Raw genomic sequence first — 17,067 nt, 5'->3', positions numbered from 1 at the left:
ATCGGGAGTACGGAGAAGCGCCGGGGCGCCGCACTCAGCCACGGCCGCGTGCCGCGGACACCCATGCCGGAGCCTGGGGGTGCGGAACGCTCTGCGCGCGCAGCACCGAGGCCAGTTCGGCCCGCTGGGCCAGCCCCAGTTTCCGGTAGACGCTCGTGAGATGCGTCTCGACGGTGCGTACGGTGACGAAGAGCGACTGGGCGATCTCCCGGTTGCCCGCCCCGGCCGCGGCGAGGGTGGCGACCTTGCGCTCGGTGCCGGTGAGCAGGTCCACCGGGGAGCCGGTGATCTCGCGCATCCGGCCGCCCGCGGCGACCAGCCGCCGCCGGGCGCCCTTGGCGAGCGCCAGCGCGCCGCAGCTCTGGGCCAGGTCGGCGGAGGCACGCAGGTGTTCGCGGGCGCCGCGGGAGTCCCCGGCGTCCAGCAGGGCGGTGCCGAGCATGAATTCGGCCCGGGCCTGCTCGGCGCGGGCAGGTGAGGCGGACAGGTGCGCGACGGCCTCGGTGAGCAGCCCGATGCCGGTCTCTCCGCGCGTGGTCATGCCGCGGGCGAGCGCGCCGAGTCCGAGGGCGCGCGGGGTGCCCCACCGGCGGGCGAGTTCGGTGCCGTGGTCGACGACGTCCCGGGCCTCGTCGGCGCGTTTCTCGGCGGCGAAGACCCACGCCGCCTCGGCCCACCAGGGGATGAAGCACGGGTTGGCGAATCCGGTCTCCTCCAGGGACGAGCCGCAGTCGAGCAGCAGCCGCAGCGCGGTCCGGCCGTCGCCGAGCGCCCAGCGGGCCCGGGCGCGGGCCATCAGGTACCAGTGGTACTCCATGACGAAGCCGTCCAGGTTCGGCCGGGTGACCTGGCCCAGCAGCTCCTCGGCGCGTTCGGGCTCACCCCGGTCGATCAGGACGGTCGCCAGCGCGACCTGAGGCATCGTCATATGACCGCCCCACCGTTCGTGGCTGGTGATCTCGACGGCGGTCTGGGCGTCGGCCAGCGCGTCCGGTATCGCCCCGAGGCCGTGCAGCATCAGGGCCCGGGTGGAGAGGGTGAGGACATACGACCACACCGCGGCGTTCTCCTGGCCGTACCGCAGCGAGCGGTCCAGCGCCTCCATCGCGTCCTCGACCTCGTCGGCCAGGCTCAGGGTGAACGCGGAGAACAGCAGCGACCAGTTGCCGAGCGCCACCCCCGACGGGTGCAGGGCGCGGCGGGCCTGCCGCACCGTACGCTCCGCGGAGGTGCCCTCCATCGCGCTGAGCACGGTCATCATGGCCAGCAACTGCCGCTGCGCGGGCGTGTCCCCGGCGGGTTCGGCGAGCTGCGCGAACCGCTCCCGGACCGTGGTGAGCGTCGCCTTCTCGTCGCATCCGCTGATCAGCAGCGCGGACCGGACGAGGGTGACCAGTTCGCGGTCGCGGGGTTCGGGGTCGGGCCCCGACTCGGCCTCCAGCGCGTCCAGCACGCCGCCGAGCGTCCGTACGGCGGCCGGGGACTGCTGCACCGTCAGGCAGGTCATGGCGAGTTGGACGGCGATCTGCGCCTTGGCCCGCAGGTCGGCGGTGAGGTCGAGGGCCTCCTTCAGGAGCCCGATCGCCTCCACCGGGTGGGTCTCCGCGAGCGCCCCGGCCAGCTGGACATGAGCGGCCACGCTGTCGGGCTCGGCCTCCAGGACCCGGCGCAGATAGCGGGCGGCGGCCTCGGGCGCGCCACGGTTCGTGGCCTGGGCGGCCGCCTCCCGCAGCACCCAGCGCATCCACGGCTGGGGGGTGCCGGGCACCAGCAGCACCTGGTTGGCGACCTCTTCGGCGGGCCGGCCGACGTCGCTGAGCAGCTGGGCGGCCCGGCCCCGGAGACCGGCCAGCGCGTCGGCCCCGGCGGCGTCGAGCACGGCCGAGCGCACCACGTCATGGGCGAGGTCGGGGCGGTCGGGCGCCACCACCTCGGCGTCGCGCAGCAGCGTCAGGGCCTCCTCGACGCGGGCGGCGGGCACCGTGGCGAGGGCGCCTATATGCTCCGGGTCCTCCTCCCCGAGCACGGCGATCGCGGTGGCCACGTCCCGGACCCAGCCCGGCTGGCGCTCGAACAGCGCGTGCACCGACTGGGCGACCACGCACTGGCCGACCTCGGCGATCTCGCGGACCCCGGTGTCGTCCGGCCGCACCCCCTTGGCCCGCAGCTCGTGCAGCAGCCGGGTGACGGTGAGGGGGTTGCCGCCGCAGACGGCGGCCACGCGCTCGACGAAGGACGGCGCGACGGGGAGCGGGAAGATCTGCCGGGCCAGCTCGGCCACGTCGGCGTCGGTCAGCGGGCCGAGCCGGATCGCCGAGGAGCGGGGCTGGGCGACGATGTCGGCCAGCGCGGCGGGCGCGACGGGCTCCGCCTCGGTGCGCTGGGCGAGCACCACGAGCAGCGGCAGGTGGTCCGCGCGCCGCAGCAGGAAGTCGATCCAGCGCAGCGAGCGTTCGTCGCACCAGTGCGCGTCGTCGAGGACGAGGACGAGCGGGCCCTGCGTCATGAGGTTCACCGCGAGCCAGTAGAGCCCGTGGAGCACGGGGTAGGCGGTCGCGGGCGAGGGCGGCTCCTCGTCGCCGGGCCGGGGGGCGAGCGCGGGCAGGGCGCGGCGGGCGCTGCCCTGGAGCAGCGGGGAGTCGTCTGCGTCGTCGGCGGTCAGCCCGAGCGGGCCGAAGAGGGCGCGTACGCCGCCGTAACCGGAACCGGCCACGACCTGACCGCAGGTGCCGTGCAGAACCGTCATCTTCCGGCAGGTGTCGCCGTCGAGGAAGGCGCGCAGCAGGCTGGTCTTGCCGATTCCGGCAGGCCCGGAGAGCACCACCAGACCGGACCGCCCGGCACAGGCAGCCTCCGCGTGGCTGGTCAGTACGGTCAGCTCACTGGTGCGGCCGACCAGCAGGCTGGGTAAACCGGAATCGTTGGCCCGGTCCAGCACAGTGGCCCCCTCGCACCCCCGATGGTGTCAAAATTCGCACAAGTGAATGACTCGGCGCGATCATCAGGTTACACGAACAGCATCCAGGCGATCAACGCCGATCGCAAAGACCCACAGAGATGCGCAGAGCCCTCCACGGACGCGCAGAGACGCGCAGTGGCCCGGGGGCGGAAGGTGTGGTGAGGGCGTTCACCGTTCCGGCCCCGGGCCGTTCCGTATCACTATGTGGGTACGAGGCGTGGAGTTCTCTATCGCTTCTCCCTTCGTCGTACTTCATCCCGCCTGGTCGGGGCAGGCACGGGGCGCCGGGATGACGCGCCCGTCAGGGAGCAGTTCACCCGTGTCCGCGAAGATCACCACTCCGTTGCAGAGCAGGCTCCACCCCTGTTCGGGGTGGAAGGCCACCAGACGCGCCGAATCGTGGTCGGGGGCGTCGGCGGGGGGACACGGGGGCTGATGGAGGCACATGGCGAACCTTCGATCTTCCGCCGGAGTTCGGCGGAGCACTTACACAGACACCAGGATGGGACGGCGGTCCGGACCGCGACGAGGGGAGATCTCCCCGGATGGCTACCTGATCCGCCCCTGACGGCCCCCGCCCCGGCCCCGGCCGGTCACCCCGGGCGACCGCCGCTCGCCGTCGGTGACGCCGCGAGGGAGCGACGACGGAGCCGCGAGGCAGCTACGAGGCGCGTCGCGCGGGCTGCGGGGGCCGCCCCTCGGGCATAGCCTGGACAGTAACCGTTCGGGCCGAGCGGGGGACTCCCGCCCGCCCGAGGCCGGTGCGAGGCAAACAATGGGTGCGGTGGCGACGAGCACCCCGACCGGGCGGCAGACAGGCAGGCTGCCGGCCGAGGTGACGACTTTCGTGGGGCGTCGGCACGAGGCGGCCGAGGCCCGGCGGATGCTGTCCACCTCCCGGCTGGTCACCCTCACCGGGGTGGGCGGGGTCGGCAAGACCCGGCTGGCGCTGCGGGTCGCCGAGGACGTGCGCAGGGCGTTCGCCGACGGGGTCTGGCTGGTCGAACTGGCTGCCCTGGAGACCCCGGATCTGCTCGCCCAGAGCGTGGCCGAGGCCCTGGAGGTCCGGGACCAGTCCGCCCGGCCGCCGCTGGAAGTCCTCGTGGACCATCTCCGCGAGAAGCAGGCGCTGCTCGTCCTCGACAACTGCGAGCACCTGATCCAGGGCTGTGCGCTGCTCGCCGACCGGCTGCTGCGGGCGGCTCCCCGGCTGCGCATCCTGGCCACCAGCCGGCAGGCGCTGGGCACCGCCGGTGAGCAGACCCTCGCCGTTCCGGCACTGGCCCTGCCCGATGCCACCGGGCCACGGCTGTCGACCTCGGCGCTGGCGCAGTGCGACGGGGTGCGGCTGTTCGTCGAGCGGGCCGGGGCGATCCTGCCGGGCTTCGCCGTCACCGACACCAACCGGGACGCCGTGGAGCGGGTGTGCCGACGGCTGGACGGCATACCCCTCGGGATCGAGCTGGCCGCCGTACGGCTGCGCGCCCTGTCCGTCCAGCAGCTGCTGGACCGCCTCGACGACCGCTTCCGGCTGCTGACCACCGGCTCCCGGTCGGTGCTCCCCCGCCACCAGACGCTGCGGGCGCTGATCGACTGGAGCCATGACCTGTGCACCGAGCGGGAGCGGCTGCTGTGGGCCCGGGTCTCGGTGTTCTCCGGAACCCTGGACCTGGAGGCGGCCGAGGCGGTCTGCTCGGGCGACGGCATCGCCCGCGAGGAGGTCCTGGACCTGGTGACCGAGCTGGTGGACAAGTCGGTGCTGCTCCGGGAGGAACACGGCACCACGGTGCGCTACCGGATGCTGGACACGCTGCGCCAGTACGGTCGGGAACGGCTCGCCGCCTCCGGGGAGGAGCCCGACCGGCTGCGGCGGCACCGCGACTACTACCGGCAGCTGGCGGCCGACGCGCGCGCCGCGCTGTTCGGCCCGGCCCAGGTGCAGTGGTTCACGCGGCTCCAGCTGGAGCACGCCAATCTGCGCAGCGCCCTGGAGTCCAGCTTCGCGGAGCCGGAGGAGACCGCCTGCGGCCTGGGGATCGCGGCCGACCTCCTCTACCACTGGATCACCAGCTACTACCTCGGCGAGGGGCGGCGCTGGCTGGACCAGGGGCTCGCCTCCTGCCCGGAGCCCACCGAGGTGCGGGCACGCGCGCTGTGGACCAACAGCTGGCTGGCCATCATCCAGTCCGACACCAAGGCGGCCGCGGCCATGCTGGAGGAGAGCCGGGCCCTCGGCGAACGGCTCGGCCTGGCCCCGGTCCTGGCGTACGCGGCGCTCTACTCCGGCATGGTCGCCATGTACCGGGGCGACGCCCGGTCCGCGATCGTGCTCTACGAGGAGGCGGTGGCCCGCCACCGGGCCACCGGCGATCCGGTCGGGCTCGCGCTGGCCCTCATCCGGCTCTCCCTGGCCCACTCCTTCATCGGCGACTCGCCGCGCGCCGTCGCGCTGGGCGAGGAGTCCCTGGAGGTGTGCGACGCCTACGGGGAGGGCTGGCACCGGGCGTACACGATGATGGCGCTCGGCGTCGAGGTGTGGCGCCAGGGCGACACCGCCCGCGCGACCGCCCTGGAGAGGGACAGCCTGACCTTCAACCGCTCGCTCGACGATCCGCTGGGCGTGGGGGTCAACCTGGAGGTGCTGGCCTGGATCGCCGCCACCGACCGGGACTACCGGCGGTCGGCCCGGCTGCTGGGCATCGTACGGACCGTCTGGCAGTCGATCGGCGCCTCGCTGTCCGGCTACGGTCACCTGGTCCACTACCACGACGAGTGCGAGGCGGACGTGGCCCGGGCGCTGGGCAGACAGGCGTACAACGCGGCCGTCAAACAGGGTGCCCGGCTCCCGTACGACCAGGCGCTGGTCTACGCGCTGGAGGACCAACTGCCCAGCGCGGAGGCGGCCGTACCCGAGCGGCCGTCGCCGCTGACGCCCCGGGAGACCGAGATCGCCCAGCTGGTCGCGCAGGGGCTCAGCAACAAGGAGATCGCCGCGGCGCTCGTGATAGCACAGCGGACAGCCGAGGGCCATATTGAGCACATTTTGAGCAATCTTGGTTTCAGCTCGCGTGCTCAGGTAGCTGTGTGGGTAGCGCACCAGGACCAGGCCGCCCTCACCGACGGCGAGCGTCCGCCGGACGCCCCCGCCTGACGCTCCGACCGCCACCGCCGCTCCGGAAGAGCGGGCGACGGCGTGAGCGAGAGGCGGAATTTTATTCGATCAGGGCACACCTGTCCCTCGGTTTCGCGCACACCCCACGAAAATCCTCAGGTCCCCCACGTTTTTGGGATCATGCGTCAGGCTCGAGGGACGAGCCGCAACGGTCGTGATTGCACGACCCCTTGCGACCGAGGAGGTCCCGCCGTGACTGTTGCCGCAGTCGGCAATTCCGGTGATGCCATGGAACTCTTCCGTGGCACCGCCCACAGCCCGTCTTTCTTCGCGCTCAACCGCGCCGGGATCACGGGTGGCGGACAGGAGCTTGTGGACTTCTGCATCCCCTGCAATCCGTACTTCCCCACCCCCGCCATGTTCGCCGTGATGGCGGTCAGGCTGCGGGAGATCCTCACGTACTACCCGAGTTCCGCGGACACCATCACCGCCGAACTGGCCGATGTGCTGGGCCTGCAACCGCAGACCATGGCGATGGGCAACGGTTCGACCGAGCTGATCACCTGGATCGACCATCTGCTGGTGAAGGAAAGCCTGGCGGTGCCGATTCCCACCTTCGGCCGGTGGACGGACCAGCCGATGGAGACCGGCAAGCGGGTCGACATGTTCCAGCTCCCGGAGATGAGCGGATTCGCGCTCGACCCGCAGGCGTTCGTCCAATTCGTCCGGTCCCGGGGCTCCCGGGTCGCCGTCATCTGCAATCCCAACAACCCCGACGGCGGGCTGCTGTCGCGCCAGGCCGTCATCGGCCTCATGGACGCGCTGTCCGATCTGGACCTGGTGGTGATCGACGAGTCCTTCCTTGAATTCGCCGACGCCGAGGCGTATCCGAGCGTCGTGGACGAGGCGATCCTGCGGCCCAACGTCATCGTCCTGCGCAGCCTGGGCAAGAGCTTCGGACTGCACGGCGTCCGCTTCGGCTATCTCGTCGCCAACCCGGCGCTGGCCGTGCAGATCCGCTCCCGGCTGCCGAAGTGGAACCTGAACTCCTTCGCCGAGGTCATCGTCTTCATGCTCAAGCGGTACCGGCAGGAGTACGTGCAGAGCCTGCGCATGCTCAGCCGCGACCGGCAGGAGATGACCACCCAGCTGGCCGGACTCCCCGGGATGACGGTCTTCCCCTCCCAGGGCAACTTCGTCTTCGTCAAGCTGCCGGGCGGCACGGACGGCGCCTGGGTGCGCGACCAACTCCTCACCCAGCACGGCGTCCTGGTCCGCGAATGCGGCAACAAGCTGGGCAGCAGCAGCCAGTTCATGCGGCTGGTGGTGCGCTCGCAGCCGGATGTGCAGCGGCTGCTGACCGGGCTGAGCACCGTGCTCTACGGCACCTCCTACTACGCCCCCCAGGTCTCCTACGACCAGCAGCGCGGCTGGGACCTCCAGGCGCCGCTCTACTCCGGCCCGGTCCAGCAGCTGGACTACCAGTACCAGCAGATGCCGCAGCTGGCCGCGGCCCCCGTCGCCCCCGAACCCCAGCCGCCGACCCAGCAGACCCCGCAGCAGATGCAGCAGATCCTGCAAATGCAGCAGATGCAGCAGGCCCCGCAGCAGCAGCTGTACTCGGCGAACGCCCTGCCCGCGCCGCAGGGCATCGCCTCGGACGGGTACGGGCAGTCCGACCCGTACGGGCAGTCGGTGTCGTCCGGGCAGTCGCCGTCGCCGTCGCAGCCGCCCGCCGAGCTGGCCCCCGCGTACGTCGCCACTCCCCCGGTCCAGACGCCCCTGTACCAGGCGCCGATGCAGCAGCAGATACCCCAGCAGCCGATGCAGCAGATGCAGTCGATGCAGCAGATGGACCAGATGCAGCAGATTGAGCAGATGCAGCAGGCCCAGCAGATGGCCCAGCAGATGGCTCAGGCTCAGCAGCAGATGCAGCAGGCAGCATCGATGCAGCAGCCCCCGATGGGGCAGATGCAGCAGGCCCAGGCGCCGCAGCCCCAGGCGGCGCAGGGCCAGGCGCCCTACCTCCAGATGGCCCAGACCCCGCAGGCGCAGACCCCGCAGGCGCAGGTTCCGCAGGCGCAGAGTGCGCAGATGCAGATGGCGCAGGCCGAAACCGGTCAGATCCCGGTCGTCCAGCCGCAGGCCCCGGCGCAGGGCGCGATGGCCGGGTACGCCCAGGGGCCCTCGTCCGCGGAGCAGACTGCGCTCGACCAGATCCCGCTCTTCCGGCCCGAGCAGAACGCCGTGCCGGAGCCGACCCCGGCGGAGCAGACCCAGGTCATCGACTACGACCCCGCCGAGCTGAGGTCCTCGCCCCCGGCCCGGCCCGCCGTTGCCGACAAGGACCCGGACGGTTCCGGGCCGGCCCTGATGCGCTACCCGCGCCCGGCCGCGTATCTCCAGACGGACGACGGCACGTCATGACCCGGAACGCCGGTCCTCGCGCGGCCAGGCCGGGGACACCCCGGCCACCGCGCAGAGGGCGATGTGCAGCAGCAGCGGGTGGGTATAGGGCACGCCGTCGTCCGGTGAGTGCACCACCCGCGGCCCCTCGGCCGCCCGGCCGGTCCGCCGCCCGGGCGGCGGACCGGCCGGCTCCGCGCCGACCGCGTAGACGGCCGCCGAGGGCCAGTTGACGCCGACGTCCGACTGGGACGGCACGATCCACCACCAGCGGCCACCGGCGGCCAGGACGCAGCCCACCCGGGGCAGCCGTTCCATGACCGCGGGCCCGTACCGCTCGGCCACCCCCACCGCGTCGTAGCCCGATAGCGGCGGCCTCAGTAACGGGATCATGAAGCAACTATCCCGACGGCCGCGCACACATGGCAAGTAACACTCTGAATTGTGCAGAGTTGCTTGTGCAGTGTGTCCGGGCCTCACTGGACATGGCAGACTTCGGTCATCAGCCACGGGGGCAGGGGAGGTAGCAAGGTGAGCGAACCGCGGTCGGCGCCGACCGTGGGCCAGGTCGTCCTCGGGAAGCGTCTCCAGGAGCTGCGCGAGAAGGCGGGGCTCAAGCGCGAACAGGCCGCGCAGGTGCTCCGAGTCGCCCCGGCCACCGTCCGTCGCATGGAGACCGCCGAGGTCGCCCTCAAGGTGCCCTACGTGCGGATGCTCCTGGACTCCTACGGGGTCATCGGCTCGGAGCTGGAAGCGTTCATCTCCCTCACCGAGGAGGCCAACCGACCCGGCTGGTGGCAGCGGTTCCACGACATCCTGCCGGACTGGTTCAGCGTGCACGTCAGCCTGGAGGGAGCGGCCGAGATGATCCGGGCGTACGAGCCGCACTTCGTCCCCGGTCTGCTCCAGACCGAGGACTACGCCCGCGCCGTCATGCAGACCGGCGCCATCGGCAAGGCCGGGCCCAAGGAGGCCGAGCGGCATGTGGCGCTGCGCATGGAGCGCCAGTCGCTGCTGAACCGCCCGGAGGCACCCCGCCTGTGGGTCGTGATGGACGAGACCGTGCTGCGCAGACCCGTCGGCGATCCTTCGGTGATGCGCAGACAGGTGGACCGGCTGCTGGAGAGCACCGAGATGCCGCATGTGACGTTGCAGATCTCGGAGTTCGCCTCAGGTCACCATCCGGGCACCTACGGGCCCTTCGTCCTCTTCCGCTTCGCTGTTCCCGAACTGCCGGACATGGTCTACGTCGAGTACCTCACCGGCGCCGTCTACCTCGATGAACGCATCGAGGTGGCCTCGCACCTGGAGGCCATGGACCGCATGGCGGCCCAGGCGGCAACCGCACGACGCACAAAGGAAATCCTCCGCGATTTCCGCAAGGAGCTCTGATCTGCATGGATCGCATCTACAACGGCATGCGCGCCACCGACCTCGGCACCGAAGGCTGGCGCAAGCCGTGGAGCGGTGGCAACGGCGGCAACTGCGTCGAGGTCATGAAGCTGGACGACGGCCGGGTCGCGATCCGTCAGTCCAAGGATCCGGACGGTCCGGCGCTCATCTACACCCGCAGCGAGATCACCGCGTTCATCCAGGGCGCCAAGGAGGGCAAGGCCGACTTCCTGGTCTCCTGACGCGTTCGCAACGCCGCCGCCCGCCGCCGTGAGTGACCGTCACGGCGGCGGGCGGCGGCGTTCTGCGCGTCCTAGTGCGGCCTCGTAGTGGGCCTACTCGGTCGATTCGGCAACGCCGCAGATGGCCGTGCCAGGGCGGCGAGCGGGGTGAACCTTGGCTGACGCGGCACTAGGTGGAGGACGCCAGGGCGGTCAGCAGCCCGACGGCGAGCGCGGTGCGCGCCGGGACGGCGTCGAGCAGGGTGTGTTCATAGCGGGCGTGGGCGCCCGAGCCGAGGGCGCCGAGGCCGTCGAGGACCGGCCGCCCGAGCGCGGAGACGAAGTTGCCGTCGCTCGCCCCGCCGACCGCGGTCTCCTCCAGCTCCCAGCCCAGTTCGGCCGCGATGGCGTGGGCCTGCTTGAACAGCTGCCGGGACGGCTCGTTCGGAACCATCGGCGGCCGGTTCCATCCGCCGCTGACGGCCAGCCGCACCCGCGGGTCGGCGGGGGCGAGGGCGCCGAACGCGGCGTCGATGCGCGCCATCTCGGCCGGTTCGGCGATCCGGATGTCGATGCCGCAGCGCGCCTGCGCGGCGACCACGTTGCGGCCGGTGCCGCCGCTGATCAGACCCACGTTCACGGTGGTGCCCCGCTCCGGGGCGCCGAGGGCGGTGAGGTGCGGGATGACCTCGGCCAGGGCGTGGATCGCGCTGGCTCCGGCCAGCGGGTCGAGCCCGGCGTGCGACTCCACGCCGTGCGCGGTCACGTCGAACAGCCCGACACCCTTGCGCGAGGTCTTGAGCGCCCCGTTCTGCGCCGCCTCGAACACCAGGGTGGCGAGGACGCCGTCGCTCAGCCGCTCGATGTGCGGCCGGGAGGACAGGCTGCCGATCTCCTCGTCCCCGTTGAGCAGCAGCCGGACGGACGGATGCGGCAGCTTCAGCTGGCGCAGCAGCCGCAGCGCCCATACGGCCTGCACCAGGCCGGTCTTCATGTCGAAGACGCCCGGTCCGCTCGCCTTGCCGTCGGTCACCTCGAAGGGCCATTCGGCGAGGGTCCCGGCGGGCCAGACCGTGTCGTAGTGGCACAGCAGCAGCGCGGTGCCGGGCGCGGTGCCGCGGTAGGTGACGGCCAGTACGTCACCGTGCGGACCGCAGTCGTGGCGCTCCGTCTCGTCCGGCTCGCCGAGCCGCGCCACCAGCCAGTCGTGGAGGGCGGCGAGCCCGGCGTCCAGCAGGTGCTTGTCATCGCTCGGCGTCTCCAGTTCCACCAGCGTCCGCAGGTCGTCGGTCATCTCGGGCAACGCCCGCTCCGTCGCGGCGGCGATGTCGGAGAGCGTCATCAAGGGGTCCTTCCGGGAGGGGTTCGGTGACTCAGCGGACGGGAGCGCCGGGGCCGAGCGGAATGCCCAGCGCCCACCAGGCGTAGAAGAGCAGGGTCCAGGTCACCAGCATGGCCAGGGACAGCGGCAGGGTCAGCGAGGCGAGGGTGCCGATGCCCGCGGAGCGCCGGTGGCGCTGGAGGAAGCCGAGCGCCATCACGAAGTAGGCGCTCATCGGGGTGATGGCGTTGGTGCAGGAGTCGGCGATGCGGTAGATCGCCTGGGTGGCCTCCGGCGGGATGTCCAGCAGCATCAGCATGGGGACGAACACCGGGGAGACCAGCGCCCACATGGCCGATCCGCTGGTCATCGCCAGGTTGATGACCGTGCACACCACCACGATGCCCAGGAACGCAACCGGCCCCGTCACCCCGAGCTCCTTGAGCAGATCCGCGCCCCGGATGGCGAGCACCTGGCCCACGCCCGTCCACTTGAAGTAGGCGAGGAACTGGGAGATGGCGAAGAACAGCACCAGGATCGGGGCCATCTCCCGCATGCCCTGTGCCATGAAGTCGGGGATGTCGCGGCTGCCGCGTACGGTGCCCGCCGCGCGCCCGTACACCGTGCCGAGCAGCGCGAAGAGCACCCCGAGCACCACGGCGATCCCGGAGAGCACGGGCGATTCGACGATGCTGCCGCCCTCGCCGCGCAGCGGCGACCCGGCGGGAATCATGGCCACCACGATCGCCGCGAGGAAGAGCAGGAAGACCAGCCCGCTGCGGCGCAGTCCGCGCCGCTCCTCGGGGCGCAGGTCGAGCGCGACCGGGTCGGCGTCGTCCTCCGCGGCGGTCTCGCCGGTGTCCGGCGGCAGCGCCGCCACCTGCCGGGCCGACACCTTTTCGGTGACGAGGGTGATGACGGCGGCCAGGACCACGGAGGAGGCGATCGAGAAGAAGTAGTTGGCCAGCGGGGTGACGGTGTATCCGGGGTCGACCGTGTGCGCGGCCGCCGTGGTCAGTCCGGAGAGCACGGCGTCCATCGGTGTGATCAGCGGGCTCGCGTCGTAACCGGCGGACACGCCCACGAAGGCCACCACGATCCCGAGGACCGGGCTGCGTCCGACCGCGCGGAAGGCCAGGCCGCCGAGGGGGACGAGCACCACGTAGGCGGCGTCGGAGGCGATGTGGGCGACCATCGAGGTGAAGGCCAGCGCGAACGTCATCCAGCGGGCCGGGACGCGGGAGACACCGGCCCGCAGCATCGCCGTGAGCATCCCCGACTTGTCGGCGACGGCGACCCCGAGCATCACCACGAGGATGGTGCCGAGCGGCGGGAAGGTGGCGTAGTTGGTGATCGCGTCGGTGATCATCGAGCGCACGCCGTCGACCGAGATCAGGCTGCGGACGACCACGGTCTTGCCGTCGGCCGGATTGTCCGCGGACACGTCCGCCGCGGCCAGCCCCCAGCTCACCACCGCGAGCAGTGCGCTCAGGATGGCGAACAGCCAGAAGGGATGAGGCAGCTTGTTGCCCCATCGTTCGATGGCGCCGAGCACCCGGAGCAGACCGGACAGCGCCGCGGAGCCCTCCGCGGGCGCCCCGGGCGGCGTCTTCCCGGGTGGTGGGTTGTCGGGCGTGGTGGTGGTGTCGTTCGAGCTCACCGGCCGCACTTCCTTCGTCGGATGACGCAAGCGTGGTCGTCCATTAGAGAAGGCGGTGGTGGAATGAGGCAAGTAAAAGCTTTGTAACGCAAGAATGATTCACCGATAGCGCACCAATCGCACGATAGATTCGATCCATGCCGGAGACTTCGCTACTGGACGATGCCGACCTCGACCTGGTGGCCGCCCTCCAGGTGGCCCCGCGCGCCCCGCTCAGCGCGCTCGCCGATGTGCTCGGCAGCTCGGCCAGCACGGTCGGCCGCCGACTGGCCCGGCTCGCGGACGAGCGGCTGCTGCGGGTGATCGGGCAGGTGGAGTGGCCGATGATGGCCGAGGGCACCCCCATGCACATCTGGGTGGCCACCGTCCCGGGGCAGGCGCGGCAGGTGGCCGGACGGCTTGCCGAACTGCCCGAGGTCCCGTTCGTGGCGACGACCACGGGACGCGCCGATGTCTACTGCTCCCTGCACGCCACGCGCCGCGCCGGGGCGCGGGAGCTGCTGATGAGCCGCATCCCGTCCGTCCCCGGGGTCCGGTCGGCCCGCACTGAACTGGTGCTGCGGGCCGCCACCAAGTCCGACTCCTGGCGGTTGCGGAGGCTCGGCGACGACCAGCTGCGGGCACTGCGGGACGTGGCCGATCCACTGCACGAACCCGCCGAACCCACCACCGTCGCCGACTTCAGCACCGAGGAGCTGGGCGCGGTCGAACTGCTGCGCCACGACGGCCGGGCCAGCGCCGCCGAAGTGGCCCGCGCACTCGGCATCAGCCGCTCGACCGCCTACCGGCTCGCCCAGTCGCTGCTGCGGCGCGGGCTGGTACGGCCCCGCGTGGAGATCGAGCCCGCGCTGCTGGGGTACGCGCTGGAGGTGGTGGTCGAACTGCACGCGGCCCCCGGAGCCATCCAGCAGGTGGCCGACGCCCTCGCCCGGCACCCCTCGGCACGCTACGTCTCGATCGTCGCGGGCACCTCGTCGGTGATCCACCACGGGGTGTTCCGGAACGAGGAGGGGCTGGCCGAGTTCCTCACCCACGACCTGGCCGCCTTCCCCGGCATCACCGCCTGCGAGGTGTCGGTGATGCTCGACGTGCTGCGCCGCTACTGGATCGGCCGCGAGGACGGACGGCTCGTCATCGCGGGCTGACGCCCCGGGGACGGGGCAGGGGCCGGGGGCCGAGGGGTCCGACCGGCGTCCGAGGGCACGGCCCGGAGCGCCGTGCGCCCCCGGTCGTTCGTCCAGCGGCGCGGCGCATCGCCGGGTACGTCAGAAGGCCGACGGCGCATGGCCGGTGACGACCGGCACGCACCGTAGGCGCGCTGCACATCCTGCGGTACGGACCGCCGTCGCGAGGATTCCTCGACGCGGCGGGCGATGCCGTACGGAAATGACGGCATCGGCGTCGTCGAGGCTCCCGGCGATGCGGGGTCAGGAGGTGATTATTCGGAGCCGCTCCTGCGAGCGATCTACCGTGATGAAGTCGATGTGAGGCAATGATATGCGGGTCGGCACGCTTCCCGCTATACAGGGGCCGCGTGATTCTCCGCCAGTTCCCGGCCGCTGCGGGGCAGCCCCTATTTCGGAGAACTGGCGCGGTACGCGGGCGGTCCGGGAGGCGATGAGCCGCGGGAGATTGGGCAAACGGCACGTCAAGTCCGCCCGTCGACCTTCGAGTTGTCCCGGGGGTCCATGCCCTTGGCGCGGCCGGGCCAAAGCCGGGCGAGGGGCGCGGGAGTTGTGGCCGGGGTTCTTCGGTCGCCGCGTACCGTATCCCGGGCCGATGGGCAGCGGAGGGCCGGGCCGGAACGGTCCGCGGGGTCCGCCCGGGGCGACGCCCGGCCGACGGCCAGGCGGGCACCGAGGCCGACACCGGGCCGGGCCCCTCCCCCGCGGCCGTTCCCGGCTCCCGCGGCGGCCGAGTCCCCCGGACAAGGGCGGCGGCCGGACCTCATCCTCCACGACATCACCGCCTACCCGGCGCGCCTCCTCGGCCGCCGCTGGGGCGTGCCCGCCGTCGAGCTGGGCCACGAGGGCGAGTCTTCGACCCGAAGGGCGGGCACCTGCGCAACTCCGAGCGGGGCCGGGCCTATTACCGGCAGCGACCGGCCGTTGTCCGCCCGTATTGCCGCATCCCATCCCACCGGCCTTCCTCTATTCCTTCTCCCGCTCGCCCTCTTCGGCTTCCGCGCTTCACCGCTTCCCGCCTTTCGCCGGCCGGTGCGGCGCCGGACCGGTACGTGCTGTTCCCCGCCCGGGCCGCCGCCCGGGCAAGATCGGCCTCTTGGCCGGGCGGCGGACGCAATAGCGCCCCGCAAGATCCGCCCAACGCGGCCCGCGGCCGCACTCCGCCGCATTGGGCCGTCCACGGACCGGTCCGGGACCGAACCTCCGCACCCCGGCCCGGAATTCGGCCGCCCCGCGAAGATGATCGGCCGCTGGTCCAACAGGAAACCAATCCGCCGGAAAAGCGGCATCCCCGGGGCCCGCCGAAGAATCTTTTTCCGCCGCCGCGGTCCCCGCCCGGCATGCGGCGGAGCGTGATCTACGGCTCGGCGCCCCGGCCGTCCCGTCAGCCCCGGGCCTGTCCGTGCGCCCCCTCGTCCCTCCACGCGCCTTCCCTCGCACAGCTGAGGGAGCGTCACCCGATCAGGGGGCGGGTTCCGGGAGCGCGCGGCGCTCCGTGACCACCCCTGCGCCTTGTGACCGGCCGCCCCCGGCTGCGGTACTCGTACAGCCCGCCGGGACTTCCGGGGGCGACGTCGAGAGCCGTTGTGGAGAGGAACCAGCCTCATGGCCGTTCGAGGAAGTCACCGCCGCCCCGCATCGCCCAGCCGGGTCTCCCCGCTGTGCGCGGTCCTGACCGCGGGCAGCGTCGGCATCGTCCTGCCGTTCCTCAACACCGGCGCCGCCCAGGCGGCCCCGGTCGACACCTGGGACAAGGTCGCCGCGTGCGAGAGCGGCGGCAACTGGCGCGTCAACACGGGCAACGGCTACTACGGCGGGCTCCAGTTCTCGCAGCACACCTGGGCCGCGTACGGCGGCACCCGGTACGCCCCGCGGGCCGACCTCGCCACCAAGGGCCAGCAGATCGCCGTGGCCGAGGCGGTGCTCCGCGGCCAGGGCCCGGGCGCCTGGCCGGTCTGCTCGGTCCGCGGCCGGCTGTCCCGCTCCGGTCCGCCCGCCGCCGAGGCGGCGAACCGCCGTGCCGCACGCGGCGCCAAGCCGCCCGCCAAGCAGCACCACCCGAAGCGCACGGTCAAGCCATCCGGTCAACACAGTCCCGGGCGGGCGGCCGGGTCCGGGTCGTACGCGGTGCGCAACGGCGACACGTTGTCGCGCATCGCGACCCGCAGCTCCGTCAGCGGCGGCTGGAAGGCGCTGTACCACGCCAACCGCAGGACCATCGGCGCCAACCCGCACCTGATCCACCCGGGACAGCGGCTCGCCCTGCCCTCGGGCAAGGCCCGCCCGGCCAAGCGGCAGGCCCACCGGACCGCCGCCAAGCGCACGGCCGCCGCTCCCCGCCACGCCGCCCGGCAGTCCGCGTCCCATCGCCTCGCGGGGCCGGTCAACGGCCCGATCACCGCGGCGTACGGGGTGCGCGGCCCGCGGTGGGCGAGCGGCCACCACACCGGCGTGGACTACGCGGTGCCCATCGGGACCCCGGTGCACGCGGTCGCCCCGGGCACCGTGGTGGCCGCGGGCTGGGCCGGTGCCTTCGGCTACCAGGTGGTCATCCGCCACGCCGACGGGCTGTACACCCAGTACGCGCACCTGTCGGCGCTGACGGTGCGCAGCGGGCAGACCGTGGACGCGGGGCGCCGGATCGCCCGGTCGGGCAACACCGGCAACACCACCGGTCCGCATCTGCACTTCGAGGTGCGCACCACCCCGCGCTACGGGTCGGACGTCGACCCGCTGGACCATCTGCGCCCCTACGGCATCGGCGCCTGACGCCGCTGACCGCCCCCGGCACGCGCGCGGCTCCGGCTGAGCG

Annotated in this window: 11 protein-coding genes; 6 read left to right on the top strand and 5 right to left on the bottom strand. The window is 72.3% G+C overall.

Features of this window, described 5'->3' with window-relative positions:
- Positions 1-34 precede the first annotated feature (34 nt).
- Together LCH29_RS04325 and LCH29_RS04320 are read right to left on the bottom strand one after the other, a co-directional pair.
- Positions 35-2,938, bottom strand: a complete 2,904-nt coding sequence (locus LCH29_RS04325) for a helix-turn-helix transcriptional regulator (RefSeq protein ID WP_446460343.1) — start codon at positions 2,936-2,938, stop codon at positions 35-37.
- A gap of 273 nt (positions 2,939-3,211) precedes the next feature.
- Entirely contained in the window at positions 3,212-3,406 is a 195-nt protein-coding gene (locus LCH29_RS04320; RefSeq protein WP_446460342.1) for a DUF5999 family protein, read from the bottom strand.
- 328 nt (positions 3,407-3,734) lie between these two features.
- Between LCH29_RS04320 and LCH29_RS04315 the strand changes: the two genes are divergently transcribed.
- Positions 3,735-6,110: an ATP-binding protein gene (locus LCH29_RS04315; protein WP_446460341.1), complete on the top strand. Its 2,376-nt coding sequence runs from the start codon at positions 3,735-3,737 to the stop codon at positions 6,108-6,110.
- 213 nt (positions 6,111-6,323) lie between these two features.
- Positions 6,324-8,498, top strand: a complete 2,175-nt coding sequence (locus LCH29_RS04310) for an aminotransferase class I/II-fold pyridoxal phosphate-dependent enzyme (protein ID WP_446460340.1) — start codon at positions 6,324-6,326, stop codon at positions 8,496-8,498.
- Here LCH29_RS04310 and LCH29_RS04305 read toward each other — a convergent pair.
- Entirely contained in the window at positions 8,493-8,870 is a 378-nt protein-coding gene (locus LCH29_RS04305; RefSeq protein WP_446460339.1) for a hypothetical protein, read from the bottom strand. The genes LCH29_RS04310 and LCH29_RS04305 overlap by 6 nt on opposite strands.
- A 138-nt stretch (positions 8,871-9,008) precedes the next feature.
- On the opposite strand from LCH29_RS04305, the gene LCH29_RS04300 reads away from it, so the two are divergent.
- Positions 9,009-9,869 carry a helix-turn-helix domain-containing protein gene (locus tag LCH29_RS04300; RefSeq protein ID WP_446460338.1) on the top strand — a complete coding sequence of 287 codons (861 nt, stop codon included), beginning with the start codon at positions 9,009-9,011 and terminating at the stop codon, positions 9,867-9,869.
- 5 nt (positions 9,870-9,874) lie between these two features.
- Positions 9,875-10,111 (top strand): DUF397 domain-containing protein, encoded by a 237-nt coding sequence (locus tag LCH29_RS04295; protein ID WP_009720660.1) that lies wholly within the window; start codon positions 9,875-9,877, stop codon positions 10,109-10,111.
- Between the two features lie 169 nt (positions 10,112-10,280).
- On the opposite strand, the gene LCH29_RS04290 is transcribed toward LCH29_RS04295, so the two are convergent.
- Together LCH29_RS04290 and LCH29_RS04285 are read right to left on the bottom strand one after the other, a co-directional pair.
- Positions 10,281-11,432, bottom strand: a complete 1,152-nt coding sequence (locus LCH29_RS04290; protein WP_446460337.1) for a M20 family metallopeptidase — start codon at positions 11,430-11,432, stop codon at positions 10,281-10,283.
- A gap of 31 nt (positions 11,433-11,463) precedes the next feature.
- Positions 11,464-13,071 (bottom strand): AbgT family transporter, encoded by a 1,608-nt coding sequence (locus LCH29_RS04285; protein WP_446460336.1) that lies wholly within the window; start codon positions 13,069-13,071, stop codon positions 11,464-11,466.
- Positions 13,072-13,208: 137 nt separating this feature from the next.
- Between LCH29_RS04285 and LCH29_RS04280 the strand changes: the two genes are divergently transcribed.
- Complete coding sequence (locus LCH29_RS04280) at positions 13,209-14,216, top strand: Lrp/AsnC ligand binding domain-containing protein (RefSeq protein WP_446460335.1); 1,008 nt, start codon at positions 13,209-13,211, stop codon at positions 14,214-14,216.
- 1,644 nt (positions 14,217-15,860) lie between these two features.
- Positions 15,861-17,024 (top strand): transglycosylase family protein, encoded by a 1,164-nt coding sequence (locus LCH29_RS04275; RefSeq protein ID WP_446460334.1) that lies wholly within the window; start codon positions 15,861-15,863, stop codon positions 17,022-17,024.
- Positions 17,025-17,067: the final 43 nt, after the last annotated feature.

It is taken from the genome of Streptomyces sp. BRA346, from assembly GCF_052851135.1.
The sequence above is the reverse complement of the archived record's forward strand: the minus strand, read 5'-3'. Positions and strand labels throughout refer to the sequence as shown.